The 25,708-nt window shown below is 73.2% G+C and carries 20 protein-coding genes; 8 read left to right on the top strand and 12 right to left on the bottom strand.

Annotated elements, in window-relative coordinates; genetic code table 11:
* Positions 1–823: 823 nt before the first annotated feature.
* From pepN to AC0ZLC_RS24350, 3 genes are all read right to left on the bottom strand, one after another.
* A complete protein-coding gene (gene pepN / locus AC0ZLC_RS24360; RefSeq protein WP_476754083.1) occupies positions 824–3,322 on the bottom strand; it encodes an aminopeptidase N in 2,499 nt (832 codons plus the stop codon).
* 203 nt (positions 3,323–3,525) lie between these two features.
* Entirely contained in the window at positions 3,526–3,897 is a 372-nt protein-coding gene (locus tag AC0ZLC_RS24355) for a chorismate mutase (RefSeq protein ID WP_476754082.1), read from the bottom strand.
* A gap of 392 nt (positions 3,898–4,289) precedes the next feature.
* Positions 4,290–5,069: a S1 family peptidase gene (locus AC0ZLC_RS24350; protein WP_476754081.1), complete on the bottom strand. Its 780-nt coding sequence runs from the start codon at positions 5,067–5,069 to the stop codon at positions 4,290–4,292.
* Between the two features lie 200 nt (positions 5,070–5,269).
* Between AC0ZLC_RS24350 and AC0ZLC_RS24345 the strand changes: the two genes are divergently transcribed.
* A complete protein-coding gene (locus AC0ZLC_RS24345; RefSeq protein WP_476754080.1) occupies positions 5,270–6,169 on the top strand; it encodes a hypothetical protein in 900 nt (299 codons plus the stop codon).
* Positions 6,170–6,416: 247 nt separating this feature from the next.
* Here AC0ZLC_RS24345 and AC0ZLC_RS24340 read toward each other — a convergent pair whose 3' ends face one another.
* Positions 6,417–7,367 carry an SDR family oxidoreductase gene (locus AC0ZLC_RS24340; protein WP_476754079.1) on the bottom strand — a complete coding sequence of 317 codons (951 nt, stop codon included), beginning with the start codon at positions 7,365–7,367 and terminating at the stop codon, positions 6,417–6,419.
* Between the two features lies 1 nt (position 7,368).
* Positions 7,369–8,118, bottom strand: a complete 750-nt coding sequence (locus tag AC0ZLC_RS24335; protein WP_476754078.1) for an SDR family oxidoreductase — start codon at positions 8,116–8,118, stop codon at positions 7,369–7,371.
* 83 nt (positions 8,119–8,201) lie between these two features.
* Between AC0ZLC_RS24335 and AC0ZLC_RS24330 the strand changes: the two genes are divergently transcribed.
* The 4 genes from AC0ZLC_RS24330 to AC0ZLC_RS24315 all read left to right on the top strand — a co-directional run bounded on the left by AC0ZLC_RS24330 (position 8,202) and on the right by AC0ZLC_RS24315 (position 11,816).
* On the top strand, positions 8,202–8,978 hold the full coding sequence (locus tag AC0ZLC_RS24330) for an enoyl-CoA hydratase family protein (RefSeq protein ID WP_476754077.1): 777 nt from the start codon (positions 8,202–8,204) through the stop codon (positions 8,976–8,978).
* A complete protein-coding gene (locus AC0ZLC_RS24325; protein WP_476754076.1) occupies positions 8,975–9,841 on the top strand; it encodes a CoA transferase subunit A in 867 nt (288 codons plus the stop codon). The genes AC0ZLC_RS24330 and AC0ZLC_RS24325 overlap by 4 nt, the downstream gene beginning before the upstream one ends.
* A 110-nt stretch (positions 9,842–9,951) precedes the next feature.
* Positions 9,952–10,725, top strand: a complete 774-nt coding sequence (locus AC0ZLC_RS24320; RefSeq protein ID WP_476754159.1) for a CoA-transferase subunit beta — start codon at positions 9,952–9,954, stop codon at positions 10,723–10,725.
* Positions 10,725–11,816: an NAD(P)H-dependent flavin oxidoreductase gene (locus AC0ZLC_RS24315; protein ID WP_476754075.1), complete on the top strand. Its 1,092-nt coding sequence runs from the start codon at positions 10,725–10,727 to the stop codon at positions 11,814–11,816. Before AC0ZLC_RS24320 ends, AC0ZLC_RS24315 begins: the two co-directional genes overlap by 1 nt.
* A gap of 209 nt (positions 11,817–12,025) precedes the next feature.
* On the opposite strand, the gene AC0ZLC_RS24310 is transcribed toward AC0ZLC_RS24315, so the two are convergent.
* From AC0ZLC_RS24310 to AC0ZLC_RS24300, 3 genes are read right to left on the bottom strand one after another with little or no spacing between them, the layout of a single operon-like run.
* The gene (locus AC0ZLC_RS24310) at positions 12,026–13,183 is read right to left on the bottom strand and encodes an acetyl-CoA C-acetyltransferase (protein WP_476754074.1); all 1,158 of its coding nucleotides are present in this window, start codon (positions 13,181–13,183) and stop codon (positions 12,026–12,028) included.
* A 19-nt stretch (positions 13,184–13,202) separates the two neighbouring features.
* Positions 13,203–13,817 carry a TetR/AcrR family transcriptional regulator gene (locus tag AC0ZLC_RS24305; protein WP_476754073.1) on the bottom strand — a complete coding sequence of 205 codons (615 nt, stop codon included), beginning with the start codon at positions 13,815–13,817 and terminating at the stop codon, positions 13,203–13,205.
* 30 nt (positions 13,818–13,847) lie between these two features.
* Complete coding sequence (locus AC0ZLC_RS24300) at positions 13,848–14,639, bottom strand: SDR family oxidoreductase (RefSeq protein WP_476754072.1); 792 nt, start codon at positions 14,637–14,639, stop codon at positions 13,848–13,850.
* A gap of 203 nt (positions 14,640–14,842) precedes the next feature.
* On the opposite strand from AC0ZLC_RS24300, the gene AC0ZLC_RS24295 reads away from it, so the two are divergent.
* Together AC0ZLC_RS24295 and AC0ZLC_RS24290 are read left to right on the top strand one after the other, a co-directional pair.
* The gene (locus tag AC0ZLC_RS24295) at positions 14,843–15,988 is read left to right on the top strand and encodes an acyl-CoA dehydrogenase family protein (protein ID WP_476754071.1); all 1,146 of its coding nucleotides are present in this window, start codon (positions 14,843–14,845) and stop codon (positions 15,986–15,988) included.
* Positions 15,988–16,968, top strand: a complete 981-nt coding sequence (locus AC0ZLC_RS24290; protein ID WP_476754070.1) for an acyl-CoA dehydrogenase family protein — start codon at positions 15,988–15,990, stop codon at positions 16,966–16,968. Before AC0ZLC_RS24295 ends, AC0ZLC_RS24290 begins: the two co-directional genes overlap by 1 nt.
* A 148-nt stretch (positions 16,969–17,116) precedes the next feature.
* Here the strand turns inward: AC0ZLC_RS24290 and AC0ZLC_RS24285 are convergent, their stop codons facing one another.
* Both AC0ZLC_RS24285 and AC0ZLC_RS24280 read right to left on the bottom strand, forming a co-directional pair.
* Positions 17,117–17,668, bottom strand: coding sequence for a HutD/Ves family protein (locus tag AC0ZLC_RS24285; protein ID WP_476754069.1), 552 nt, complete (start codon positions 17,666–17,668; stop codon positions 17,117–17,119).
* Positions 17,665–18,384 carry a vWA domain-containing protein gene (locus AC0ZLC_RS24280; protein WP_476754068.1) on the bottom strand — a complete coding sequence of 240 codons (720 nt, stop codon included), beginning with the start codon at positions 18,382–18,384 and terminating at the stop codon, positions 17,665–17,667. The genes AC0ZLC_RS24285 and AC0ZLC_RS24280 overlap by 4 nt, the downstream gene beginning before the upstream one ends.
* A gap of 190 nt (positions 18,385–18,574) precedes the next feature.
* On the opposite strand from AC0ZLC_RS24280, the gene AC0ZLC_RS24275 reads away from it, so the two are divergent.
* Entirely contained in the window at positions 18,575–19,471 is an 897-nt protein-coding gene (locus tag AC0ZLC_RS24275; RefSeq protein ID WP_476754067.1) for a chitosanase, read from the top strand.
* Between the two features lie 120 nt (positions 19,472–19,591).
* Here the strand turns inward: AC0ZLC_RS24275 and AC0ZLC_RS24270 are convergent, their stop codons facing one another.
* Complete coding sequence (locus AC0ZLC_RS24270; RefSeq protein WP_476754066.1) at positions 19,592–21,052, bottom strand: glutamate synthase subunit beta; 1,461 nt, start codon at positions 21,050–21,052, stop codon at positions 19,592–19,594.
* Positions 21,045–25,637, bottom strand: coding sequence for a glutamate synthase large subunit (gene gltB / locus AC0ZLC_RS24265; protein ID WP_476754065.1), 4,593 nt, complete (start codon positions 25,635–25,637; stop codon positions 21,045–21,047). The genes AC0ZLC_RS24270 and gltB overlap by 8 nt, the downstream gene beginning before the upstream one ends.
* Positions 25,638–25,708 lie beyond the last annotated feature (71 nt).

Here is a 25,708-nt window from a genome sequence, read left to right as displayed (position 1 = left end):
AACGTGCGGGGGACTGTGGGGTGCTAGGGGCACCGTGGGGCAGGGTTCCCTGTGTGCCGGGGTTCGGCGGGGGCGGGGTTCGGCGGGGGGCGGATTCCCCCCGCGTGCCGAGGTCCGGCAGGGGACGGGATTCCCCGGGTGCCGGGGTTCGGCGAGGGGGCGGATTCCTGCGTGCCGAAGTCCGGCGCAGGGCCGGGCTGACTGCCTGCCCGGTTCGGCCAGGGGCGGGACTCCCCGCGTACCGGGGTGGGCGCGGGGCCGGTTCCTTGCGCGGCCAACTCGGCAGGGGCCCGTCGCCGTGCGTGCCCCGGCTCAGCACGGGCTCGATCCCCCGCGTACCGGGGTCCGGCGCGGGACCCGGCTGCCTGCGTGCCCGGTTCGGCGCGGGGGCCGATTCGCCGCGTACCGGGGTCGGCGCGGGGCCGGATCCCTGCGCGCCCCGCTCGGCACAGGCCCGACGCCCTGCGTACCCGGCTCAGCACGGGCTCGATCCCCCGCGTACCGGGGTCCGGCGCGGGACCCGGCTGCCTGCGCGCCCGGTTCGGCGCGGGGGCGGGACTCCCCGCGTACCGGGGTAGGCGCGGAACCGGGTCCCCCCGCGCCCCGCTCGGCGCGGACCCGATTCCCTGCGTGCCGGGGTCCGGCGCGGAGCCCGGCTCCCCCGCGCGCGACCGGTTCGGGGCGGAGCCCGGCTGCCCGCGCGACCGGTTCGGCGGGGGGCCGGGTCCCCGGTGTGTGCGGCCCGGCGCGGGTGCGGGAGGGGGCGTTCGGTTGGTTCCGGGCGCCCCCTCGTGTCGTACGGCGCCGGGACCGTGTCCCGTTCCTACGCGTGCCTCACCCGCAGAGCCCGCGCCAGGTCGTGGAGCTGGTCGGCGAGTTTGCGGCGGAGGGCGGGGATGGGGTCGGCGTCGCGCAGGCACTCTTCGCCGAGGTGGAGGGTTTCCGCGGAGACGGCGGTGACGGGGAAGGCCCAGCGTCCGGCGGCCTCGGCGATGGCGGGGCCGCGGCGGGCGGCGACGGCGATCGCGTCGTGCCAGTACCGCTCGACGTAGGGGCGGAGCAGGTCGGTCTGTTCGGGCTGCCAGAAGCCCTGCGCGGTGGCGGTGAACAGGTAGTTGGAGAGGTCGTCGGAGGCGAACATCTCGTCCCACGCCTTGCTCTTGGCCTGCGGGTCGGGCAGTGCGGCGCGGCAGCGGGCGGCGCCCTCCTGGCCGGTGGCGCTGGGGTCCTGGACGAGTTCGGCCTCGATGACGGCGTCGTCGATGGCGCCGAGGACGGCGAGCCTGCCGAGGATGCGCCAGCGCAGTTCGGGGTCGAGTTCGGGTCCGCCGGGGACGGTGCCCTCGGAGAACCAGGCGCTGATGGTGTCGGGGTGGGCGGCGACGTCGATGCAGTGGCGTACGGCGGTGAGCCGCAGGCCGGGGTCGGAGCCGTCCTCGGTGCGGCGGATGAGGTCGCGGCACAGGTCGGTGAGGGTGGCGAGGGCGGCGGGGCGGTCGGTGGCGGGGAGGTAGCGGTCGGCGACCTGGACGGTGGCGAAGGACAGCACGCCCTGGACGACGGCGAGGTCCGTCTCGTGGGGGAGGTGGGCGCGGGCGGCCTCCAGGTAGGCGGCAGGGGGCAGTTCGCCGTCGCGTACCGCGTCGCGCAGGGCGTTCCACACCACGGTGCGGGTGAGCGGTTCGGGCAGGCGGCACAGGGAGGTGCGGAGGGTGGCGAAGGATTCGGGGTCGAAGCGGATCTTGGCGTAGGTGAGATCGCCGTCGTTGAGGAGGAGCAGTGCGGGCCGTTTGCCGATGGGGGTGGGGGCGCTCTGCGGTACGTCGAGTGCGAGGCGGGTGCGCGGGGTGAGGCGGCCGCCGTGGGTGAGGTCGTGGTCGTAGAGGCCGACGGTGATGCGGTGCGGGCGGCTGCCCTCGCGGTCGACGGTGAGGGTGCAGGTGCCGTCGGCGCCGGCGGTGACGGCGGGGGTGAGGGTGTCGACGCCGGTGGTGCGGAGCCAGGCCTGGGCCCAGGCGTGCACGTCGCGTTCGGTGGCGTCGGCGAGGGATTCGATGAAGTCGGCGAGGGTGGCGTTGCCGAACTTGTGGCGGGCGAAGTGGGTGTTGATGCCGGCGAGGAAGTCCTTCTCGCCGAGCCAGGCCACCAGTTGGCGGAGTGCGGAGGCGCCCTTGGCGTAGGAGATGCCGTCGAAGTTGAGCATCGCGGAGGCGGTGTCGGGGACGGCGTCGGGGTCGGGGGCGACGGGGTGGGTGGAGGGGCGCTGGTCGGCGTCGTAGCCCCAGGATTTGCGGGCGACGCCGAAGTCGGTCCAGGTGTCGTCGAAGCGGGTCGCTTCCGTGAGGGTCTGGTAGCCCATGTACTCGGCGAAGGACTCGTTCAGCCAGATGTCGTCCCACCAGCGCAGGGTGACGAGGTCACCGAACCACATGTGGGCCATTTCGTGGGCGATGACCATGGCGCGGGTCTGCCGCTCGGTGTCGGTGACGGCGGAGCGGTAGATGAACTCGTCGCGGAAGGTGACGAGTCCGGGGTTCTCCATGGCGCCGGCGTTGAACTCGGGGACGAACGCCTGGTCGTAGGAGTCGAAGGGGTAGGGCTCCTCGAACTTCTCGTGGTAGCGGTCGAAGCAGGCGCGGGTGACGTCGAGGATCTCGTCGGCGTCGGCGTCCAGGTGGGGGGCCAGGGAGCGGCGGCAGTGGATGCCGAAGGGCAGGCCCTGGTGTTCGGTGCGTACGGAGTGCCAGGGGCCGGCGGCGACGGCGACGAGGTAGGTGGAGACCGGTGGGGTGGGCGCGGCTTTCCAGCGGCCCTCGCCGAGGTGTTCGGTGATGCCGTTGGCGAGGACGGTCCAGCCGTCGGGGGCGAGGACCGACAGCTCGAAGACGGCCTTCAGGTCGGGCTGGTCGAAGGCGGCGAAGACGCGCTGGACGTCGTCCATGAAAAGCTGGGTGTAGAGGTAGGTCTCGCCGTCGGTGGGGTCGGTGAAGCGGTGCATGCCCTCGCCGGTGCGGGAGTAGCGCATGGCGGCGTCGACGCGCAGTTCGTGCTCGCCCGCGGTGAGTCCGGTGAGCGGCAGCCGGTTGCCGGTCAGGGTGGCGGGGTCCAGGCGCTGCCCGTCGAGGGTGACGGAGCGCAGGTCGGCGGGCTTGAGCTCGACGAAGGTGTCCGCGTCCGCGCGGGCCGTGAAGTGGATGACGGTGCGGGAGTCGAAGGTCTCGTCTCCGCCGGTCACGTCGAGTGCGATCGTGTAGCGGTGGACGTCGAGGAGCTTGGCACGGGTCTGCGCTTCGTCGCGCGTCAGTACGGACATGGGGGACATGCTGCCTGATGCCCCCGGGATGGCACAGCGTCGGATCGGTACACGGCCTTTGTCCGCGGGGCGGCGGCGGCCGTGTCCCGGGTGGGTCGCGGGTCCCGGACGGTCACGCCAGGTGGCCGCGCCCGACGGGCGTGCGGATCGTGCCCGCGGGGCCGGCTGTCACTCCCCCGGGTCGGACGGGCCGCTGCCCGCGGGGCCGGCTGTCACTGCCCCGGGTCGGACGGGCCGCTGCCCGCGTGGTCGGCGATGTGCTCGTGGTGGCGGATCACCTCGGCGATGATGAAGTTGAGGAGTTTCTCCGCGAAGGCCGGGTCGAGTTTCGCGTTCTCGGCGAGCTGGCGCAGCCGGGCGATCTGGCGGGCTTCGCGGGCGGGGTCGGCGGGCGGCAACTGGTGCTCGGCCTTGAGGTGTCCGACCTGCTGGGTGCATTTGAAGCGTTCGGCGAGCATGTGGACGACGGCGGCGTCGATGTTGTCGATGCTGTCGCGGAGCCGGCCGAGTTCGGCGCGCACGGCGGGGTCGGTCCCGCCGTTGCCGCCCGGGGTGGTCGCTTCGTTGGTGTTGCCGTGGGTCATGGGGGTCCACCTTAAGGGGCGGCCGGCCCTTCGATGATCGGCGGATCGTCGGTGTCCGGCCGCTCCGGTGTCCGGTCGCTCCGGCCGCTCCGGTCGCCGGGCACGGTGCGGCCCTGCTGTTCGCGGAAGCGGACGGGTGCCGTGCCGACCTTGCGGGTGAACGAGCGGGAGGGCCTCGCCCCGGCCGGGTGCGGTGAACGCGCAGGCCCGGCGCGCGGTCGCCGGACGCGTACGAGCGCGGGTGGCGGCGTACGGCAGGACGCCCGCGGTGCGGAAGGACACCCGCGAGCCGGTCACGGGCGTCCTGTGTGCCGTGTGCGGGCGTCCCGTGCGCCGTGCGCCACCGCGGGCGTCCAGTGCGCCGTGTGCGTCGGCTCCGGCGGCCGTCGGGTCTAGAGTCCGGCCGCCGCTCGGGCTATGTCCGCCGCGAAGGTCGACACCTCGCTGTAGACGCCCGGGTAGCCGGCGCGCGCGCAGCCCTCGCCCCAGCTGACGATGCCGACCTGGAGGTACGCGCCGGTGTCGTCCTTGCGGAACATGGGGCCGCCGGAGTCGCCCTGGCAGGTGTCGACACCGCCCTGCGGGAATCCGGCGCAGATCTCGTCGCCGGGGACGAGGTCGCTGCCGTAGGCCTGGCGGCAGGTGGCGTCGTCGACGAAGGGGACGGTGGCCTTGAGCAGGTACCGCTGCTGGGCACCGCCCTCGCGCGCGGCGCCCCACCCGGCGACGGTGAAGTTCCCGCTGTTGTAGGCGGTGGTGGTGGCGATCTTCAGGGTGGGCTGTTCGATCGGCCTGGCGAGTTTGATGAGGGCCCAGTCCTTGCCCTTGCCGTTGTAGCCGGGTGCCTGGAGGACCTTGGTCGATTTGACCTTGGTCGCGCTGCTGCTCTGCAGGTCGACGACGCCGGCGGTGGCGGTGATGGACGTGTTGTTTCCGGAGCCGTTCACACAGTGCGCGGCGGTCAGGACGACGTCCTTGGCGTACAGGGCGCCGCCGCAGCCCATGGAGAGGCGGACCATGAACGGGAACTCGCCCTGCGCCGCCCGGGTCCCGCCGACGACGGGCTGCGGTGCGGCCTGCGCGGACAGGGGCTGGAGGGAGACGGCGGCGAGGGTCACGGCGCCGGTGGCGAGCAGGCGTCTGAGTCCGGTGAGCTTCTGGAGAGTCTTCAACGTGCTTCCTTTCGTGGGGGGTTGCACCACGAAGCCGAGTCGCATGGCATGGCCCCGACAACGTGGGGGTTGGATTATCGAGATCCGCGCGCTCGTCCCACAAGGCGCCCTTTCCGGCCACGGCGGACGGCGCTCTAGAGTGGAGAAGAGGAGTCCAGGTCCCCCCAGGGCCTGTTCCGGCGTCTTCAGGGGGTGCGGACGTGGCGAACGGCGGACCGGTCGAGCACGGCTACCCGCACCTGGACACCGTGCGGGCGTCGATCACCGCGCTGTACCGGCGGCTGTCCTGCGACACGGTCCAGACGTTCGCGGCCAGCGTGGCCCCCGCCGACGTGGCCTTCTGCGACACCGACGACCTGCATCTGGGCGCCCAGCGCGTCGCCCGCGAGTTGGTGCGCCACTACCGGTTGCCGGACGCCCGGATGGTCGTCGGATTCCGCGAGATGACCCATGCCGCGAACGTCGAACTCACCGCAGGGCCCGAGTACTTCGTGGAACTCAACGACCGGTTCCGCACCCATCGGCGTGACATCGGGGCCGCCCTCGCCCACGAGGTGATGCACGTCTACCTGCACCGTCTGGACCTCTCCTTCCCCGGCACCCGGGACAACGAGATCCTCACGGACACGGCTGCGGCGTATCTCGGCGCGGGGTGGCTCCTGCTGGACGCCTTCCGCGAGGACGCCGCCTCCTCGCAGAAGCTCGGCTACCTCACCCCGGAGGAGTTCGGTTACGTCCTCGCCAAGCGCGCCCTGGTCTTCGGCGAGGACCCGTCGGTCTGGTTCACCAGTCCGCAGGCGTACACCGCGTACACCAAGGGGCTTCAGCAGGCGCGCAGGGACGAGCGGCAGCCGCCGCTGACCGCGGCGGGCTGGGCGGGCCGCCGCCGCTACGCGCAGGACCGCAGGCACGCCCAGGCCCACGGGACCTGGCCTGACTCCCGGCCGGACGCGCCCTACACCTTCGCCGCGGACGACGGCGGGCCGCTCCGCGTCTCCTTCCCCTGCCCCACCTGCCACCAGCGCATCCGCATCCCCGTCCGCGGTCGCGTCCGGGCCCGCTGCGCCCTGTGCCGGACGGTCCTGGAGTGCGACACCTGAACGGGCGACGGGGCCCGGGCGGACCCGGCGGGGGCGGGCACCGGCCTCCCGGCGGACTCCGGCTCGCGCGCGCCACGGCACCCCGGCCGACTCCGGCTCGCGCGCGCCACGGCACCCCGGCCGACTCCGGCTCGCGCGCGCCACGGCACCCCGGCCGACTCCGGCTCGCGCGCGCCACGGCACCCCGGCCGTCGCGATGCCCCCCGTCGCTGCAGCACCTCGTCCCGCTACAGCACCCCGTCTCTCGCTACAGCCCCCGTCCGTCGCCACAGCCCCCGTCCGTCGCCCCGTACACCGCCGCCGGACGGACCGCTTCCGCCAGTAGTTCCCTGGCGGTCTCCCCGGCCTGGACGGGTGTCCATCGCGCGCACTTGTCGGCGGTGGGGCCCGGGCGCCAGCCCTCCATCACCGTGATGCGTCCGCCCTCCGCCTCGAAGACCCGTCCGGTGACGCCCGCGCAGGCGGCGGAGCCGAGCCAGACGACCAGCGGCGACACGTTCTCCGGGGCCATCGCGTCGAAGGCGTCGGGGCTGCCCGGCGCGGCCATGGTCAACGCGAAGGTCCGTTCGGTCATGCGGGTGCGGGCCGCCGGGGCGATCGCGTTGACCTGGACGCAGTACCGCGCGAGTTCGGCCGCGGCGACCAGGGTCAGCCCGAGGATCCCGGCCTTCGCGGCGCTGTAGTTGCCCTGTCCCACCGACCCCGACAGGCCCGCCCCGCTGCTGGTGTTGACGACGCGGGCCCGCGGCGGGCGCCCCGCCTTCATCTCGGCCCGCCAGTGCGCGGCCGCGTGCCGGAGCGGCAGGAAGTGACCCTTGAGGTGGACGCGCAGTACGGCGTCCCAGTCGTCCTCGTCGAGGTTGACCAGCATCCGGTCGCGCAGGAAACCGGCGTTGTTGACGAGGGTGTCGAGGCGCCCGTAGGCGTCCAGGGCGGTGCGTACGAGGGAGGCGGCGCCCTCGGTGGTCGCGATGTCGCCGCCGTGGGCCACCGCCGTACCGCCGGCCGAGCGGATCTCCTCGGTGACCCGCGCGGCGGGGCTGTCGGGGTCCGGGGTGCCGTCGAGGCCGACCCCGAGATCGTTGACGACGACGCGGGCGCCCTGCGCGGCGAACGCGAGGGCGTGCGCCCGGCCGAGTCCGCGGCCCGCGCCCGTCACCACCACGACCCGCCCCTCGCACAGCAGCGGTGCACTCATGTCAGCTCCCCTTGTTGACGTTCGCGGCATCGAGGAACGCGGGCCGTTCCCCGCCGCCGTGCACGAGCAGGCTCGCGCCGGTGATGTAGGCGGCGGCGTCGGAGGCGAGGAAGACGGCGGCCCGGCCCACGTCGCCGGGTTCGGCGAGGCGGCCGAGCGGGACGGTCCGTGCTACGGCGGCGACCCCGTCGGCGTCGCCGTAGTGCAGGTGGGAACGCTCGGTGCGGACCATGCCGACGACGAGGGCGTTGACCCGGATGTCGGGGGCCCACTCCACGGCCATCGAGCGGGCCAGACTCTCCAGGCCCGCCTTGGCCGCGCCGTAGGCGGCCGTGCCGGGTGAGGGCCGGGTGCCGCTGACGCTGCCGATCATCACGATCGCCCCCCTGCTACGGAGCAGCCGGCGGCGCGCGGCGAGCGAGGCGGTCAGCGGCGCGGTGAGGTTGAGCTCGATGACGCGGGCGTGCCGCTCGGCCTCCGACTCCGCGAGGAGCCGGTGCGGTGTGCCTCCGGCGTTGTTGACAAGGACGTCGACCCGGGGCAGGTCCTCGAAGAGGTCGCGGACGGCGGCCGGGTCCCTCAGGTCGACGGCGGCGAAGCGGACGCCCGCGAGGGGCCGCGGCGGCGGCCGGCGCGCGCAGACCACGACGTCGGCGCCCGCTGCGGCGAAGGCCCGCGCGATCCCGGCGCCGACCCCCCGGGTGCCGCCCGTGACGACGACGGTCCTGCCGCCGAGATCCGCGTTGTCCACAGGGCCTCCCGCTCGGATGCGTTCGCTGCTAGCTTCGGCAGTGCACCTAACAAACGTTTGGTGGAAAGGTAGCTGATGCGTCCATGGGTGTCTCCACCTCGTCCCCGGAAAAGGGGATTTCCGTAGTCACGGTCGACTACCCGCCGGTGAACGCGCTGCCGGTGCGGGGCTGGTTCGCGCTGGCCGACGCTCTCCGGTCGGCCGGGCGCGACCCCGAGGTCCGCTGCGTCGTGCTGAGGGCCGAGGGGCGCGGGTTCAACGCGGGCGTCGACATCAAGGAGCTGCAGCGGGACACCGGCGGTCACGGCGCGCTGATCGGGGCGAACAGAGGCTGCTTCGAGGCCTTCGCCGCGGTGTACGAGTGCGAGGTCCCCGTCGTCGCCGCGGTGCACGGCTTCTGCCTGGGTGGCGGCATAGGCCTGGTGGGGAACGCGGACGCGATCGTGGCCAGCGAGGACGCCACGTTCGGGCTGCCCGAGCTGGACCGGGGCGCGCTCGGCGCCGCCACGCATCTCGCCCGGCTGGTCCCGCCGCACCTCATGCGCGTCCTGTACTTCACCTCGCGCACCGTGACCGCGGCCGAGCTGCTCGCGCACGGCTCGGTCTGGCAGGTCGTGCCGCGCGGTGGACTCGACGCGTCCGCGCGGGCGCTGGCCCGCGAGATGGCCGCCAAGGACGGCGGTCTCCTCCGGCTGGCCAAGGCCGCGATCAACGGCATCGACCCCGTCGACGTGCGGCGCAGCTACCGCTTCGAGCAGGGCTTCACCTTCGAGGCGAATCTCAGCGGGGCCGCCGGCCGCGTCCGCGACACCTTCGGCGCCGGGCAGGGCAGGCACGGCAGGCAGGAGGAGGCACGGTGAGCGACAAGACGATGTCGGCGGAGGAGGCCGTCGGCCGGCTGGAGAGCGGGATGACACTCGGCATCGGCGGCTGGGGCTCACGCCGCAAGCCGATGGCTCTGGTGAGAGCGCTGCTCCGGACGAACATCGGTGATCTCACCGTCGTGTCGTACGGCGGGCCGGACGTCGGTCTGCTCGCCGCGGCCGGGCGGATCCGCAGACTCGTCGCCGCCTTCGTGACCCTCGACTCGATCCCGCTCGAACCGCACTACCGCGCGGCGCGGCAGCGGGCGGACTTCGAGCTGACCGAGGTCGACGAGGCGATGTTCATGTGGGGGCTGCACGCGGCGGCGAACCGGCTGCCCTTCCTGCCGGTGCGGGCCGGGCTCGGCTCGGCCGTGATGCGGGTCAACCCTGGCCTGCGGACGGTCACTTCGCCGTACGCCGACGCGTCGACGGGGATCCGGGAGGAGTTCGTCGCCATGCCCGCACTGCACCTGGACGCCGCGCTGGTCCACATGAACCGCGCGGACCGCCTCGGCAACGGCCGGTATCTGGGCCCCGACCCGTACTTCGACGACCTGTTCTGCGAGGCCGCCGACGCCGCCTACGTTTCGTGCGAACGGCTCGTGGACACCGCCGCCCTGACCCGGCAGGCCGCGCCCCAGACGCTGCTGCTGAAGCGGTCGTACGTGACCGGGGTGATCGAGACGCCGAACGGCGCGCACTTCACGTCCTGCGCCCCGGACCACGGCCGTGACGAGGCCTTCCAGAAGCTGTACGCCACCACGCCGTACGCCGAGTTCGCCGCGCGTTTCCTCGACGGCGACGAGCGGGCCTACCAGCGCGCCGTCCAGGCCTGGCAGAAGGAGCGGACCCCGTGAGCACGCCCGCGGCACCCCCGCCCCCGGCCCCGCCCGCTCCCCCGCCCGCCGGGGCGCCGCCGGCCGGGTCCACGGCACCTCTCCCGCCGCCCACCCGCGCCGAGTACTGCGTGATCGCCTGCGCCGAGGCCTGGCGGGGCGACGGTGAGGTGCTCGCCGCCGCGATGGGTGTGATCCCGTCCCTGGGCGCCCGGCTCGCCAGGCACACCTTCGCGCCGGACCTGCTGCTGACCGACGGCGAGGCGATGCTCGTCGGGCCGGACGGCACTCCGGAGGGCTGGCTGCCCTACCGGCAGCATCTGGCCATGGTGACGGGTGGCCGGCGGCACGTGATGATGGGCGCGAGCCAGCTCGACCGCTTCGGCAACCAGAACATCTCGTGCATCGGCGACTGGTCCCGGCCCGCCCGCCAGCTGCTCGGCGTGCGGGGTGCTCCGGTCAACACCCTGAACAATCCGACCAGTTACTGGGTGCCGAAGCACTCCCCGCGCGTCTTCGTCGTAGCGGTCGACGTGGTGTGCGGGGTGGGGTACGACAGTGCCTCGGCGGCGGGACCGAGCGCCACCCGCTTTCACCGCATCCCCCGGGTCGTCTCCGACCTCGGCGTCTTCGACTTCGCCACCCCGGATCACGCGATGCGCCTCGTCTCCCTGCATCCAGGTGTCACGGTCGAGCAGGTCAGGGCGGCGACGGGGTTCGAGCTGCACGTGCCGGACGAGGTGCCCCGCACCAGGGAACCGACGCGGGAGGAGCGGGAGCTGCTGCGCGAGGTCATCGACCCGGAGGGCGTCAGGGACCACGAGGTTCCCGACGCCGGCGCGGTCGCAGGTCCGGGCACGGCCACCGGTCCCGGCACCATCACCGCGCGTGGGGCCGGGCGCTGATGGAGACCTCGTTCACCCGGCTCGTCGGCGTCCGGTACCCGATCGTGCAGACCGGCATGGGATGGGTGGCCGGCCCGCGCCTGGTCTCCGCGACGGCGAACGCGGGCGCCCTCGGGATCCTGGCCTCCGCGACGATGACGCCCGACCGGCTGCGGGAGGCGGTACGGGAGGTCAAGTCCCGTACGGACGCGCCGTTCGGGGTGAATCTGCGGGCGGACGCGGGGGACGCGCGCGACCGGGTGCGGATCCTCGTCGAAGAGAAGGTGCGCGTCGCGTCCTTCGCCCTGGCCCCCTCGCGCGAGCTGATCGCCGAGCTGAAGGCGGCGGGCGTGGTCGTCGTCCCCTCCGTCGGGGCGCGGCGGCACGCCGAGAAGGTGGCCGCCTGGGACGCCGACGCGGTGATCGTCCAGGGCGGCGAGGGCGGCGGGCACACCGGCGAGGTGGCGACGTCCGTACTGCTGCCGCAGGTGGTGGACGCGGTCGGTGTCCCGGTCGTCGCGGCGGGCGGCTTCCACGACGGCCGGGGGCTGGTGGCCGCACTGGCGTACGGCGCGGCGGGCGTGGCGATGGGCACGCGCTTCCTGCTGACGTCCGACTCGACGGTCCCGGACGCCGTGAAGGCGAGGTACCTGGCGGCGGCGGTCGGGGACGTGACGGTCACGACGGCCGTGGACGGACTGCCGCACCGCATGCTGCGCACGGACCTCGTCGACTCCCTGGAGGGCGCGGGCCGCACGGCGTCCCTGGTCCGGGCGCTCCGCCGGGCCGCCGGGTTCCGGAGAGTCTCCGGTCTCTCCTGGTCCCGGATGATGCGTGACGGGCTCGCCATGAGACACGGCAGGGACCTCACCTGGAGCCAGGTCCTGCTCGCCGCCAACGCGCCCATGCTGCTCAAGGCGTCGATGGTCGACGGGCGTACGGATCTCGGGGTGATGGCGGCGGGGCAGGTCGCGGGTGTGATCGAGGATCTGCCCTCGTGCGCGGAGCTGGTCGAGCGGGTGATGGCGCAGGCCCACGCGACACTGCACGCGCTGCCGACACCCGAGGCCTCGGCCCCCGGGGCGCCCCCGTCCGGGGCACCCACCCTCTGAGTCCCGCGCCCTGGGCACCCACACCCTGAGACCGCGCGTCGAACACCCACCCCCGAGAGACCCGCCCCCGGAGCACCCACCCCCTCGCACCCGCCCCGAGACACCACCCCGGAGCGCCCACCCCCGAGACACCCCCCCGGGACACCCACCCCCAGATCACCTCCGTCCGGACCGGCTGTCCCGGGTGGGCCCGCCGGTCCGGGGGAAGTTCAGAGCCGCTCGATGATCGTCACGTTCGCCTGGCCGCCGCCCTCGCACATGGTCTGGAGCCCGAAGCGGCCGCCGGTGCGCTCCAGTTCGTGCAGCAGGGTCGTCATCAGCTTCACGCCGGTGGCGCCGAGGGGGTGGCCCAGTGCGATCGCGCCGCCGTTGACGTTGACCTTGTCCGGGTCCGCTCCGGTCTCCGCGAGCCAGGCGAGGACGACCGGTGCGAAGGCCTCGTTGATCTCGACGAGGTCGATGTCGTCGAGGGTCATGCCGGTCTTCCTGAGGGCGTGCGCGGTGGCCGGGATGGGCGCGGACAGCATGCGGACGGGGTCCTCACCGCGTACGGAGAGGTGGTGCACCCGGGCGCGCGGGGTCAGCCCGTGGTCCCGTACGGCCCGCTCGGAGGCGAGCAGCATCGCGGCGGCGCCGTCGGAGACCTGGGAGGAGCAGGCGGCGGTGATCGTGCCGCCCTCGACGACCGGCTTCAGGGCGGCCATCTTCTCCGGCGAGGTGTCCCGGCGCGGGCCCTCGTCGGCGGTGACCTTCCCGTACGCCACGGTCTCGCGGGCGAAGCGGCCCTCGTCCAGGGCGCGTACGGCCCGCTGGTGGGAGCGGAGCGCGAACTCCTCCTGGGCGCGGCGGGTGATGCCCCACGTGGCGGCGATCAGTTCTGCGCCGTGGAACTGGTTGACGGGCCGGTCGCCGTAGCGGGACCGCCAGCCCTCGCTGCCCGCGAAGGGGCCCTGGGTGAGGCCGAGCGGTTCGGCGGCCTGCCGGGAGGCGAAGGCGATGGGGATCTGGGTCATGTTCTGGACGCCGCCCGCGACCACCAGGTCCTGCGTGCCGGAGAGGACCGCCTGGGCCGCGAAGTGGACGGCCTGCTGGGAGGATCCGCACTGGCGGTCGACGGTGACACCGGGCACCTCCTCGGGCAGTCCGGCCGCCAGCCAGGAGGTGCGGGCGATGTCCCCGGCCTGCGGGCCCACCGTGTCCAGGCAGCCGAAGACGACGTCCTCGACGGCGGCCGGATCCACCCCGCACCGTGCGACGAGGGCCCTGAGGACGTGCGCGCCGAGGTCCGCCGGGTGGGCGCCGGCCAGTCCCCCGCCCCGTCGCCCGACGGGTGTGCGGACCGCTTCGACGATGTAGGCCTCGGCCATGACGGTGTCCCTCCGGGGTTCACGTGTCGCGTAGGGAGATCCCGTCCAGCACCATCGACAGGTACTGCCGGGCGATCTCCTCCGGGCTGTGCTGCCCGCCGGGCCGGTACCAGGACGCGGCGACCCAGACCGTGTCGCGCACGAACCGGTAGGCGAGCCGGATGTCCAGGTCGGCGCGGAAGACCTCGGCGGCGACACCGCGCTCCAGGGTGCTGAGCCACGCCTTCTCGAAGTTGCGCTGCGACGCGGCGAGGAAGGCGAAGCGCTCATGCGCGGCGAGGTGTTTCGACTCCTTCTGGTAGATCGCGACGGCGGCGCGGTGCCGGTCGATCTCCCGGAAGGACTCGGTGACCAGGGCCTCCAGGGTTTGTCTGGGGCCGAGTTCGGCGGCGAGGACGGTGTCGTAGCCGTCCCAGAGCTCGTCGAGGAAGGTCCGCAGGATCTCCTCCAGCATCGACTCCTTGGAGTCGAAGTGGTAGTAGAGACTGCCCGCGAGCATTCCGGCGTGGTCGGCGATCTTGCGGACGGTGGTGGCGTTGTAGCCCTGTTCGGCGAAGACCTCGGCGGCCGTGCCGAGCAGTTCACGGCGTCGCTCCGGTGACGCGGTCACCTGGGACTTCTTCTTGGTAGGCACGGGTCCATTGTGGTCCCTCGGCCCTTCGTCCTACGCATGCCGGCTGCTGACGGAGACGACCTCGCCGGTCATGTACGAGGAGTAGCCGGACGCCAGGAAGACGATCACGTTGGCCACCTCCCAGGGCTCGGCGTACCGTCCGAAGGCCTCCTGGGCGGTGAGTTCCGCCAGGAGTTCGGGGGTGGTCACCTTCACCAGGTGCGGATGCATCGCGAGGCTCGGGGCGACGGCGTTGACCCGGACCCCGTGGGCGGCGGCCTCCACGGCCGCGCACCGGGTGAGCGCCATGACCCCGGCCTTGGCCGCCGCGTAGTGCGCCTGCCCGGCCTGGGCGCGCCAGCCGATGACGGAGGCGTTGTTGACGACCGCTCCGCCCCGGCCGTGCGCCGCGAACCGGCGCAGTGCGGCCCGGGTGCACCGGAACGTGCCGGTCAGTGTCACGTCGAGCACCTTCGACCACTGCTCGTCGGTCATGTCGACGAGGGGTGAAGTGCCGCCCAGGCCCGCGTTGTTGACGACGATGTCCAGGCGGCCGTGGAGTCCGGTCGCGGTGTCGAAGAGGGCCTGGACCTCGGTCTCGTCGGTGACGTCGCAGGGCAGCGCGGCCACGTGCGCGGCGCCGAACTCCTCGGCGAGGGCGGCGGCGGTCTCCTGGAGGCGGCGTGTGTGCGCGTCGCTGATCAGCACGCGCGCGCCCTCCTCCAGGAAGCGGCGTGCGGTGGCCCCGCCGATGCCGGCGCCCGCCGCGGCCGTGATGACGGCGGTGCGGCCCCTCAGCAGCCCGTGCCCGGGCACGTACGCCGGACTCTCGACGTCGCTCATGCCTCCAAGCTAACCTACCAAACACTTGTTAGGGAAGCCGGGCCGCGATCGCCCCGCGGCTTCCGTCGTCCCGCGACCGCCGCCGTCCCGCGGCCACCAGCGCCCGATACCGGCCATCGCCCCGATTTCCGCCGCCGTCACGATTCCCGCCGCCGTCACGATTCCCGCCGCCGTCCCCAGCCCGCCACCGAAGGGTGCCGTCCATGGACCTCACGCACTCCCCCGCCGACGAGGCGTTCCGCGCCGAGGCCCGGGCCTGGCTCGCGCGCCACGTCCCGCCGGCGCCGCTGCCCTCCCTGGAGACCGCTAAGGGCTTCGCCGCGCACCGCGCTTGGGAGGCCGAACTGGCCGCCGACCGCTGGTCGGTGGTGTCCTGGCCGGCGAAGTACGGCGGCCGGGACGCGGACGTATTCCAATGGCTGGTCTTCGAGGAGGAGTACTACGCGGCCGGCGCCCCGGGCAGGGTCGGCCAGAACGGCGTCAGCCTGCTCGCCCCGACGCTCTTCGCCCACGGCACCGAGGAGCAGCGGGCCCGCGTGCTTCCCCCCATGGCCCGCGGCGAGACCGTCTGGGCGCAGGCGTGGTCCGAGCCGGAGGCGGGGTCCGACCTGGCCTCGCTCACCTCCCGCGCGGTGCGCGCCGACGGGGGCTGGCTGCTGAGCGGGCAGAAGACGTGGTCGTCGCGGGCGGCGTTCGCGGACCGGGCGTTCGGACTGTTCCGCAGCGACACGGCCGCGCCGAAACGGCACCTGGGGCTGACGTATCTGATGTTCGGTCTGCGGGCGCCCGGCGTCACGGTCCGGCCCATCGGCCGCCTCGACGGGAAACCCGCCTTCGCCGAGATCTTCCTGGACGAGGTCTTCGTGCCGGACGAGGACGTGATCGGCGAGCCGGGCGACGGCTGGCGGGTCGCCATGTCGACGGCGGGCGACGAACGCGGTCTGACGCTCCGCTCCCCCGGCCGTTTCCTCGCCGCCGCTGGCCGGCTGACCGCGCTGTGGCGCGCCCACGCCGATCCGGCGGACACGGCCCTGCGGGACCGGGTGGCGGACGCGGTGATCGGCGCCCGCGCCTACCAGCTGTTCGCCTGCGCCCAGGCGTCCCGTCTCGCCGCGGGCGAGGCGCTCGGAGCGGAGTCCAGTCTGAACAAGCTCTTCTGGTCCGAGTACGACATCGCGCTGCACGAGACGGCGCTCGATCTGCTGGGCGCGGACGGGGAGTCGGCGGGCACCGGCTGGGCGCAGGGGTACGTCTTCGCGCTGGCCGGCCCGCTGTACGCGGGCACCAACGAGATCCAGCGCGACATCGTCGCCGAGCGGCTGCTCGGCCTGCCGAAGGGCCGCCGCTGATGCGTTTCCTCCTCGACGCCGAGCAGCGGGCCTTCGCGCGCTCGCTCGACGCGATGCTGACGTCCGCGGACACACCCGCCGTCGTCCGGGCGTGGGGTGCGGGCGACCGCGCGCCGGGCCGCGTCCTGTGGTCCCGGCTCGCCGACGCGGGCGTCTTCGCGCTGCCGGTGTCCGAGACGTACGAGGGGGTCGGCCCGCTTCCCGTGGAACTCGCGGTGGCGTTCGTCGAGTTGGGGCGGCACGGGGTTCCCGGGCCGCTGGTGGAGACGGCGGCGGCCGCCGTCCTGCTGGCGGAGCTCGGCGCCCCGGGGCCGGCCGGGCGTCTGCTGCCGGCGCTGGTGTCGGGCGGGACCCTCGCCACACTGGCCCTCGGGGACGCATGCGTGCTGGACGGCGAGGCGGCCGGGGTGATCCTGGTGGTGACCGGGGACGAGCTGCGGGCGGCCCCAGGGCACGGTCCGGTGCACGGCTCCCTGGACCGGGCCCGCCGGCTGACCCGCCCCCTGCCGGGCGGTGAGGTCCTCGCGGCGGGTCCCGGCGTCACCCGCGCGAGCGCCCGCGCCCTCCTCTGGGCCCGGCTCGCCACCGCCGCCCAGGCCCTGGGCATCGGGCTGGCGCTGCTGGAGCGGACCGTCGCGTACGTGGGGCGGCGCACCCAGTTCGGTGTTCCCGTCGGCTCGTTCCAGGCCGTCAAGCACCGGCTCGCGGACGCCAAGACGGCCCTGGAGTTCGCCCGGCCGCTGCTGTTCGGCGCCGCCGTCACCATGGACCCCGCCGACGTGGCCGCCGCCAAGGTCACGGCCTGCGAGAGCGCGTACGCGACGGCACGGGCGGCCCTCCAGCTGCACGGCGCGATCGGCTACACCGCGGAGTACGACCTCTCGCTGTGGCTGACCAGGGCCCGCGCCCTGCGGACCGCGTGGGGCACGCCGTCCGAGTGCCGGGCCGGTGTCCTCGGTGGGGGTGGTCGCGGCCGGTGAGTTCCCGGTACTGCTCCCCGTCGGAGCCGTGATCCGCGTCCCCGGCCCGTACCGGGCGCGGGCAGGCCGGGCGCGCCGCCGGCGGGAAGGGCGACCCTGCGCCCCTGACGGCGCGGGAGTCGACGACCGGGCGGATCTCCCGGGGCTGTCAGTCCCGCGGCACGTTGCCGATGACGGCCGTGCGGCCCGTCGCGCGCAGGACGGTTGGCGCGCCGGTCAGCAGCACCGCGTCGTAGGGGCCGAGGGTCGCTCCGGCCACCTCGGCGCTCCCGTCGAGCGCGACGACCAGCGCGGGCGCGGCGGTCAGGGGCAGCGTGCCGCGTACCACCGCGACGGTCGGGGCGGGACGGCCGCCGTCCCTTCTCCACATGACGTTGAGGTTCACCACCGGCCCGGCGATGAGCCGGCAGTGGGTCGGCTCGTCACCGCGGAAGTGCTGCGGGGCGTGGCGCGTGTCGACGAGCCGGCGCTCGCCGCCCACCGTCAGGTCCATCCCGGCGCCCTCGACGAGGGTCAGGGTGCGGTCGACGCCGGGGAACGCGGAGAACGGTCCGTCCGCGCCGACCTCGGCGAGGCTCACCCGGCAGGCGAAGTCCGTCATGTCCGCGCCCTGCGGCCAGGCCGCGATCTCGCGCGTGGCGCCGCCGCCGTCCTTCCAGGGCACGGCAACCCGCCCCGCGGCGGGCAGCGGCCGGATCACCGGACGATCCCCCGCGCGCGTGCCGCCGCCAGCCACTGCGGGAACTCGCCGACCAGGCGGTCGTACAGCTCCGCGTCAGAGACCTCGCGCGGTTCCTGGCCCGCGTGGAAGAAGCCGGCGTTGTCGACGACCCGCTTCTCGGGTACGGCGAGTTCGTCGAGCTTGTGCAGGAACTCGAACTGCCTGCTGCCCGGGTCGCCGAAGCCGATGAACTGCCAGAACAGCGGCAGTTTCGCGGCCTTGCACAGGTACCGTTCGGCGGCGAGCTTGTTGATCGGTCCGCCGTCGGTCTGGAAGACGACGAGGGCCGGGTCCGTGGAGCCGCTGTCGAGGTAGTGGTCGATGACCGCGTCCATCGCCAGGTGGTAACTGGTCCTGCCCATGTGCCCGAGCCTCGCCGCGATCTGCTCGATGCGGCCCCGGTGCCCGGCGAGCGCGATGTCGGTGACGGCGTCTATGCCGGTCGAGAAGAAGACGACCGGGACCGTCCCGTCGTCGTCGAAGTGCGCCGCGAGACCGAGCACGCGGTCGGCGAGCGCCTGCACGCTGCCGTCCTTGTAGTACGGCTTCATCGAGCCCGAGTAATCGACGACGAGGTAGACGGCGGCCCGCTGGCCGTCCAGCCCGTTCCTGGTGAGGGAGAGCCCCGCGGTCTTGTACAGGCTGACCAGGGCGGGCGCCGTCTCCGCCACCTCGGTGAGGCTGATTCCGGTCATACGGGCTCCCTTCCCGGGGCGTCGTGGGGTGACGCGGGTGCCGAGATTACGTCACCGTGCCCACGTCACCCGGGGCCCACCCCACCCCTCCGGCCTGCGTTCGCTGTTCCTGGCCGGGTCCGCTGCCTCGCGGCCGGCGGCGCCCGGCCCGGTCCGCCTCCGTGCCCGGTGCCGCCGTACCCTGTGCTGCATGAAACGTGCCGTCGGCCTGCTGTGGGCCACCGTCCCTCTCGTGGCCGCGGCGGCCGTCTCGTGCGCGCCGGCCGGTCACCCCGGCACGCAGCACGACAAGGGCCGGGCCACCGCGTCACGGCACGCCGGGCCCGGGAGCGCGAAGGCGGAACCGGCGGCCGGCGGCGGGCGGACCGCCCGCCGGCAAGCCGGGCTGGCGGCGCCGGACAAGAAGGAACTGGCGCAGCAGCTGGTGTCGAGTGCCGAGAACTCCACGCTCGACTGGCGCGGACAGTACGGCTACATCGAGGACATCGGCGACGGGCGGGGCTACACCGCGGGCATCGTCGGCTTCTGCTCCGGCACCCACGACCTGCTGACCGTGGTGGAGCGCTACACGAAGGGCCACCCCGGCAACCGCCTCGCCCGCTACCTCCCGGCGCTGCGCGACGTCGACGGCACGGACTCCCACCGCGGCCTCGGCCCGGGGTTCACGGCTGCCTGGCGGGCGGAGGCCGGCGTCGCGGCGTTCCGCCGGGTTCAGGACGCCGAACGGGACCGCGTGTACTTCCGTCCGGCGGTCCGGCGCGCCGAGCGCGACGGCCTCGGCACGCTCGGGCAGTTCGTCTACTACGACGCGATGGTCATGCACGGCGCGGGCCGCGGCCCCGACGGCTTCGACGGCCTGCGCGAGCGGGCCGTCGCGGAGGCGGACACCCCGGCCGAGGGCGGCTCCGAGAAGGAGTACCTCGACGTCTTCCTCGACGTCCGCCGTCGCGCCATGAAGGCCTCTGCCGACCACCGCGACACGACCCGCATCGACACCGCCCAGCGCCGCTTCCTCTACGACGGCAACCTGGATCTGGACACCCCGCTGGAGTGGAAGGTGTACGGGGAGCCGTACCGGGTGGAGTAGCCGGCCCGGGTGCGGACGCACCACGGCGCCCGCCCAGGTCCGGTCGGGGACGGGGCAGGCGCCGCGTTCAGTTCCGCACGCCTTTGTACGGGACGTCTGTGGGGGTGGAGCGTCCGGCTCTCAGACCATCAGGGAACGGTCCGTCGGGCGGATCGGCGCCGGCAGGTCGCTGGCACCGGTCAGGAAGCGGTCGACCCCGCGGGCGGCCGAGCGGCCCTCCGCGATGGCCCACACGATGAGCGACTGGCCGCGGCCCGCGTCACCGGCGACGAAGACGCCGGGCACGTTGGTCTGGTAGTCGCCGTCGCGGGCGATGTTGCCGCGCTCGTCGAGGTCGAGGGCGAACTGCGAGACCAGGCCGTTCTGGACGTCGGTGCCGGTGAAGCCCATCGCCAGCGTCACCAGCTGGGCGGGGATCTTCCGTTCCGTGCCCGGCTTCTGGGTCGGCCTGCCGTCGACGAACTCGACCTCGACGAGGTGCAGCCACTGGACGTTGCCGTCCTCGTCGCCCTCGAAGTGGGTGGTGTTGACGGAGTAGACCCGCTCACCGCCCTCCTCGTGCGCGGAGGTGACCTTGTAGAGCATCGGGAAGGTCGGCCACGGCTGGTGCGGGGCGCGGTCCTCGCCGGGCCTCGGCATGATCTCCAGCTGCGTGACGGAGGCGGCGCCCTGACGGTGGGCGGTGCCCACGCAGTCGGCGCCCGTGTCACCGCCGCCGATCACGACGACGTGCTTGCCCTCGGCGGTGATCGGGGGCGTCACGAAGTCGCCCTCCTGCACCTTGTTGGCGAGGGGCAGGTACTCCATCGCCTGGTGGATGCCGCTCAGTTCGCGGCCCGGGACGGGCAGGTCACGGGCGGTGGTGGCGCCGGCGGCGACGACCACGGCGTCGTACCGCTTGCGCAGGTCCGTCGCCTTGAGGTCGCGGCCGATCTCGATGCCGGTACGGAAGCGGGTGCCCTCCGCGCGCATCTGCTCGATGCGCCGGTTGATGTGCCGCTTCTCCATCTTGAACTCGGGGATGCCGTACCGCAGGAGGCCGCCGACGCGGTCCGCGCGCTCGTACACCGCGACCGTGTGACCGGCCCGGGTGAGCTGCTGGGCGGCGGCGAGACCCGCCGGTCCCGAGCCGACGACGGCGACCGTCTTGCCGCTGAGGCGCTCGGGGATCCGCGGGGCGACGTCCCCGGTGTCCCACGCCTTGTCGATGATCGAGACCTCGACGTTCTTGATGGTCACGGCGGGCTGGTTGATGCCGAGGACGCAGGCCGACTCGCAGGGCGCCGGGCACAGGCGGCCGGTGAACTCCGGGAAGTTGTTGGTCGCGTGCAGGCGCTCCGAGGCCGCCTGCCAGTCCTCGCGGTAGGCGTAGTCGTTCCACTCGGGGATCAGGTTCCCAAGCGGACAGCCGTTGTGGCAGAACGGGATGCCGCAGTCCATGCAGCGCGAGGCCTGCGTGGGGATGATCGGCAGCAGCGAGCCCGGGACGTAGACCTCGTTCCAGTCCCTGACGCGCTCCTCGACGGGGCGGGACCTGGCGACCTCGCGCCCGTGGTTGAGAAAGCCCTTGGGATCAGCCATTGGTCGCCGCCTCCATCATCTTCTCGGTGATCTCGGTCTCGGAGAGACCGGCTCGCTCGGCGGCGTCCTTGGCGGCGAGCACTGCCTTGTACGTACTGGGGATGATCTTGCTGAAGCGGCCCACCGCGGTGTCCCACTCGGCCAGGAGCTTCTCGGCGACGGTCGAGCCCGTCTCCTCCTGGTGGCGGCGCACCACGTCGTGCAGCCACTGCTTGTCGGTGTCGTCGAGGGCCTCGACGGCGTTCACGTTGCCCACGTTCACGTTGTCGCGGTGCAGGTCGATGACGTAGGCGACGCCGCCGGACATGCCGGCCGCGAAGTTGCGGCCCGTCTCGCCGAGCACGACCGCGTGACCGCCGGTCATGTACTCGCAGCCGTGGTCGCCCACGCCCTCGGACACCACCGTGGCACCGGAGTTGCGGACGCAGAAGCGCTCGCCGGTGCGGCCGCGCAGGAAGAGTTCCCCGCTCGTCGCGCCGTACGCGATCGTGTTGCCCGCGATCGTGGAGTACTCGGCGAGGTGGTCGGCGCCCCGGTCGGGACGGACGATCACCCGGCCGCCGGAGAGGCCCTTGCCGACGTAGTCGTTGGCGTCGCCCTCCAGGCGCAGCGTGACACCGCGCGGCAGGAAGGCGCCGAAGGACTGGCCCGCGGAGCCGGTGAAGGTGATGTCGATGGTGTCGTCGGGCAGGCCCGCGCCACCGAACTTCTTCGTCACCTCGTGGCCGAGCATGGTGCCGACCGTGCGGTTGATGTTGCGGATCGCGACCTGGGCGCGGACCGGCTGGGCCTCGGTGGCGGAGTTCGCGGCCAGCGCGTCGCCGGCGAGCCTGATCAGCTCGTTGTCGAGCGCCTTCTCCAGGCCGTGGTCCTGCTGGATGACCTGGTGCAGCGCCGCGCCCTCGGGCAGCTCGGGCACGTAGAACAGCGGGGACAGGTCCAGGCCCTGCGCCTTCCAGTGGTCGACGGCGCGGGCGACGTCGAGCGCCTCCGCGTGGCCGACGGCCTCCTCGATGGAGCGGAAGCCCAGCTCGGCGAGGATCTCGCGGACCTCTTCGGCGATGAACTGGAAGAAGTTCACGATGTACTCGGCCTTGCCGGCGAACCGGTCCCGGAGGGTCGGGTTCTGCGTGGCGATGCCGACCGGGCAGGTGTCCAGGTGGCAGACGCGCATCATGACGCAGCCGGAGACGACGAGCGGCGCGGTCGCGAAACCGAACTCCTCGGCGCCGAGCAGCGCGGCGATGACGACGTCGCGGCCGGTCTTCAGCTGGCCGTCGGTCTGCACGACGATGCGGTCGCGCAGGCCGTTGAGCAGCAGCGTCTGCTGGGTCTCGGCGAGGCCGAGCTCCCAGGGGCCGCCCGCGTGCTTGAGGGAGGTCAGCGGGGAGGCACCGGTGCCGCCGTCGTGGCCGGAGATGAGCACCACGTCCGCGTGCGCCTTTGAGACACCCGCGGCGACCGTGCCGACGCCGACCTCGGAGACCAGCTTGACGTGAATCCGCGCCTGCGGGTTCGCGTTCTTCAGGTCGTGGATCAGCTGGGCCAGGTCCTCGATGGAGTAGATGTCGTGGTGCGGCGGCGGGGAGATCAGGCCGACGCCGGGGGTGCTGTGCCGGGTCCTGGCGACCCACGGGTAGACCTTGTGGCCGGGCAGCTGGCCGCCCTCGCCGGGCTTGGCGCCCTGCGCCATCTTGATCTGGATGTCGTCGGCGTTGACCAGGTATTCGGACGTGACGCCGAAGCGGCCGGAGGCGACCTGCTTGATCGACGAGCGGCGGGCCGGATCGTACAGCCGGTCCGCGTCCTCGCCGCCCTCACCGGTGTTGGACTTGCCGCCCAGCTGGTTCATGGCGATGGCCAGGGTCTCGTGCGCCTCCTTGGAGATGGAGCCGTACGACATGGCGCCGGTGGAGAAGCGCTTGACGATCTCGCTGACCGGCTCGACCTCGTCGATGGAGATCGGCTCGCGGCCGGAGGTGAAGCCGAACAGGCCGCGCAGCGTCATGAGGCGCTCGGACTGCTCGTTCACGCGGTCCGTGTACTTCTTGAAGATGTCGTAGCGGCGGGTGCGCGTGGAGTGCTGGAGGCGGAAGACCGTCTCCGGGTCGAACAGGTGCGGCTCGCCCTCGCGGCGCCACTGGTACTCGCCCCCTATCTCCAGGGCGCGGTGCGCGGGCGCGATGCCGGAGGCCGGGTACGCCTTGGCGTGGCGGGCGGCGACCTCCTCGGCGACGACGTCGAGACCGGCGCCGCCGATCTTCGTCGCGGTGCCGCTGAAGTACTTCTCGACGAAGGCCCGGTCCAGGCCGACGGCCTCGAAGACCTGGGCTCCGCGGTAGGAGGCGACGGTCGAGATGCCCATCTTGGACATGACCTTCAGGACGCCCTTGCCGAGGGCGTAGATCAGGTTGCGGATGGCCTGCTCGGGCTCGATGCCCTGAAGGAACGTGCCCGCGCGGACCAGGTCCTCGACGGACTCCATCGCCAGGTAGGGGTTGACGGCGGCGGCGCCGTAGCCGATGAGGAGGGCCACGTGGTGGACCTCGCGGACGTCGCCGGCCTCGACCAGCAGGCCCACCTGGGTGCGCTGCTTGGTGCGGATGAGGTGGTGGTGGACGGCCGCGGTGAGCAGCAGCGACGGGATCGGCGCGTGCTCGGCGTCCGAGTGCCGGTCGGACAGGACGATCAGCCGGGCGCCGTTGCCGATGGCGGCGTCGGCCTCCGTGCAGATCTCCTCGAGCCGGGCGGCCAGCGAGTCGCCGCCGCCGGAGACCCGGTACAGGCCGGACAGCGTCGCGGCCTTCATGCCCGGCATGTCGCCGTCGGCGTTGATGTGGATGAGCTTGGCCAGCTCGTCGTTGTCGATCACCGGGAACGGCAGGGTGACGCTGCGGCAGGACGCGGCGGTCGGCTCGAGCAGGTTGCCCTGCGGGCCCAGCGACGAGCGCAGGGAGGTGACGAGCTCCTCGCGGATGGCGTCCAGCGGCGGGTTGGTGACCTGCGCGAACAGCTGCGTGAAGTAGTCGAAGAGCAGCCGCGGGCGCTGCGAGAGCGCGGCGATCGGCGTGTCGGTGCCCATCGAGCCGATCGGCTCGGCGCCGGCCCTGGCCATCGGCGCGACGATGACGCGCAGCTCTTCCTCGGTGTAGCCGAAGGTCTGCTGGCGGCGGGTGACCGAGGCGTGCGTGTGCACGATGTGCTCGCGCTCGGGCAGGTCGGACAGCTCGATCTCGCCGGCTTCCAGCCACTCCGCGTACGGGTTCTCGGCGGCGAGGGCGGCCTTGATCTCGTCGTCCTCGATGATGCGGTGCTCGGCGGTGTCCACGAGGAACATGCGGCCGGGCTGCAGGCGGCCCTTGCGGACGACCTTTGCGGGGTCGATGTCGAGGACGCCGACCTCGGAGCCGAGGACGACGAGGCCGTCGTCGGTGACCCAGTAGCGGCCGGGGCGCAGGCCGTTGCGGTCGAGGACCGCGCCGACCTGGGTGCCGTCGGTGAAGGTGACGCAGGCGGGGCCGTCCCAGGGCTCCATCTGCGTGGCGTGGTACTGGTAGAACGCGCGGCGGGCCGGTTCCATGGAGGCGTGGTTCTCCCAGGCCTCCGGGATCATCATCAGCACGGAGTGCGGCAGGGAGCGGCCGCCGAGGTGCAGCAGCTCCAGGACCTCGTCGAAGGACGCCGAGTCGGAGGCGTCCGGCGTACAGACCGGGAAGATGCGGTCGAGCTTCTCGCTGCCGAACAGGCTGGAGACGAGTTGCGACTCGCGGGCCTTCATCCAGTTGCGGTTGCCCTTGACCGTGTTGATCTCGCCGTTGTGCGCGACGAAGCGGTACGGGTGGGCGAGCGGCCAGCTGGGGAAGGTGTTCGTGGAGAACCGGGAGTGCACGAGCGCGATCGCGGAGGCGAAGCGGCGGTCGGACAGGTCCGGGAAGAAGGGCTCCAGCTGGCCGGTGGTCAGCATGCCCTTGTAGACGATGGTGCGGGCCGACAGGGACGGGAAGTAGACACCGGCCTCGCGCTCGGCGCGCTTGCGCAGCACGAACGCCCTGCGGTCCAGGTCGATGCCCGTGGCGGCGTCCTGTCCGGCGACGAAGAGCTGGCGGAAGGCCGGCATCGTCGAGCGGGCGGTGGCGCCGAGCAGCTGGGGGGCGACGGGGACGTCGCGCCAGCCGAGGACGGTGAGGCCCTCTTCCGCGGCGAACGTCTCGATCTGTGAGACAGCGTGGGCGCTGTCCTCCGGCAGGAAGGCGATGCCGACCGCGTACGAACCGGCCCCGGGCAGCTCGAACCCGGCGACCTCACGGAAGAAGGCGTCCGGGACCTGGGACAGGATGCCGGCGCCGTCGCCCGAGTCGGGCTCGGATCCGGTGGCACCGCGATGCTCCAGGTTGCGCAGAACCGTGAGCGCCTGCTCGACCAGCGCGTGGCTCGCCTCGCCGGTGAGGGTGGCCACGAAGCCGACGCCGCAGGCGTCGTGCTCGTTGCGGGGGTCGTACATACCCTGCGCGGCAGGGCGAGCATCCATGAAGGACCAGTTCTGGCCATTCGCGGAGTGCTGGGACGGCTGGCGCGGCGTACGCATCGGCTCTCCCGTCGTCGTCGTGGCTGGGGGCACCTCCCAGGCTCTTGAGGCTCTGGGGGAGCGATTGCCGA

It is taken from the genome of Streptomyces sp. GLSS-08, from assembly GCF_056387915.1.
This window is presented reverse-complemented; position numbering and strand designations above follow the sequence as displayed.

Excerpts from the sequence above, each read along its gene's own strand:
- pepN (WP_476754083.1), bottom strand. The coding sequence starts at position 3,322 with ATGTCCCCCATGTCCGTACTGACGCGCGACGAAGCGCAGACCCGTGCC.
- AC0ZLC_RS24355 (WP_476754082.1), bottom strand. The coding sequence starts at position 3,897 with ATGACCCACGGCAACACCAACGAAGCGACCACCCCGGGCGGCAACGGC.
- AC0ZLC_RS24340 (WP_476754079.1), bottom strand. The coding sequence starts at position 7,367 with ATGAGTGCACCGCTGCTGTGCGAGGGGCGGGTCGTGGTGGTGACGGGC.
- AC0ZLC_RS24330 (WP_476754077.1), top strand. The coding sequence starts at position 8,202 with ATGGGTGTCTCCACCTCGTCCCCGGAAAAGGGGATTTCCGTAGTCACG.
- AC0ZLC_RS24315 (WP_476754075.1), top strand. The coding sequence starts at position 10,725 with ATGGAGACCTCGTTCACCCGGCTCGTCGGCGTCCGGTACCCGATCGTG.
- AC0ZLC_RS24310 (WP_476754074.1), bottom strand. The coding sequence starts at position 13,183 with ATGGCCGAGGCCTACATCGTCGAAGCGGTCCGCACACCCGTCGGGCGA.
- AC0ZLC_RS24300 (WP_476754072.1), bottom strand. The coding sequence starts at position 14,639 with ATGAGCGACGTCGAGAGTCCGGCGTACGTGCCCGGGCACGGGCTGCTG.
- AC0ZLC_RS24295 (WP_476754071.1), top strand. The coding sequence starts at position 14,843 with ATGGACCTCACGCACTCCCCCGCCGACGAGGCGTTCCGCGCCGAGGCC.
- AC0ZLC_RS24290 (WP_476754070.1), top strand. The coding sequence starts at position 15,988 with ATGCGTTTCCTCCTCGACGCCGAGCAGCGGGCCTTCGCGCGCTCGCTC.
- AC0ZLC_RS24280 (WP_476754068.1), bottom strand. The coding sequence starts at position 18,384 with ATGACCGGAATCAGCCTCACCGAGGTGGCGGAGACGGCGCCCGCCCTG.
- AC0ZLC_RS24275 (WP_476754067.1), top strand. The coding sequence starts at position 18,575 with ATGAAACGTGCCGTCGGCCTGCTGTGGGCCACCGTCCCTCTCGTGGCC.
- AC0ZLC_RS24270 (WP_476754066.1), bottom strand. The coding sequence starts at position 21,052 with ATGGCTGATCCCAAGGGCTTTCTCAACCACGGGCGCGAGGTCGCCAGG.
- gltB (WP_476754065.1), bottom strand. The coding sequence starts at position 25,637 with ATGCGTACGCCGCGCCAGCCGTCCCAGCACTCCGCGAATGGCCAGAAC.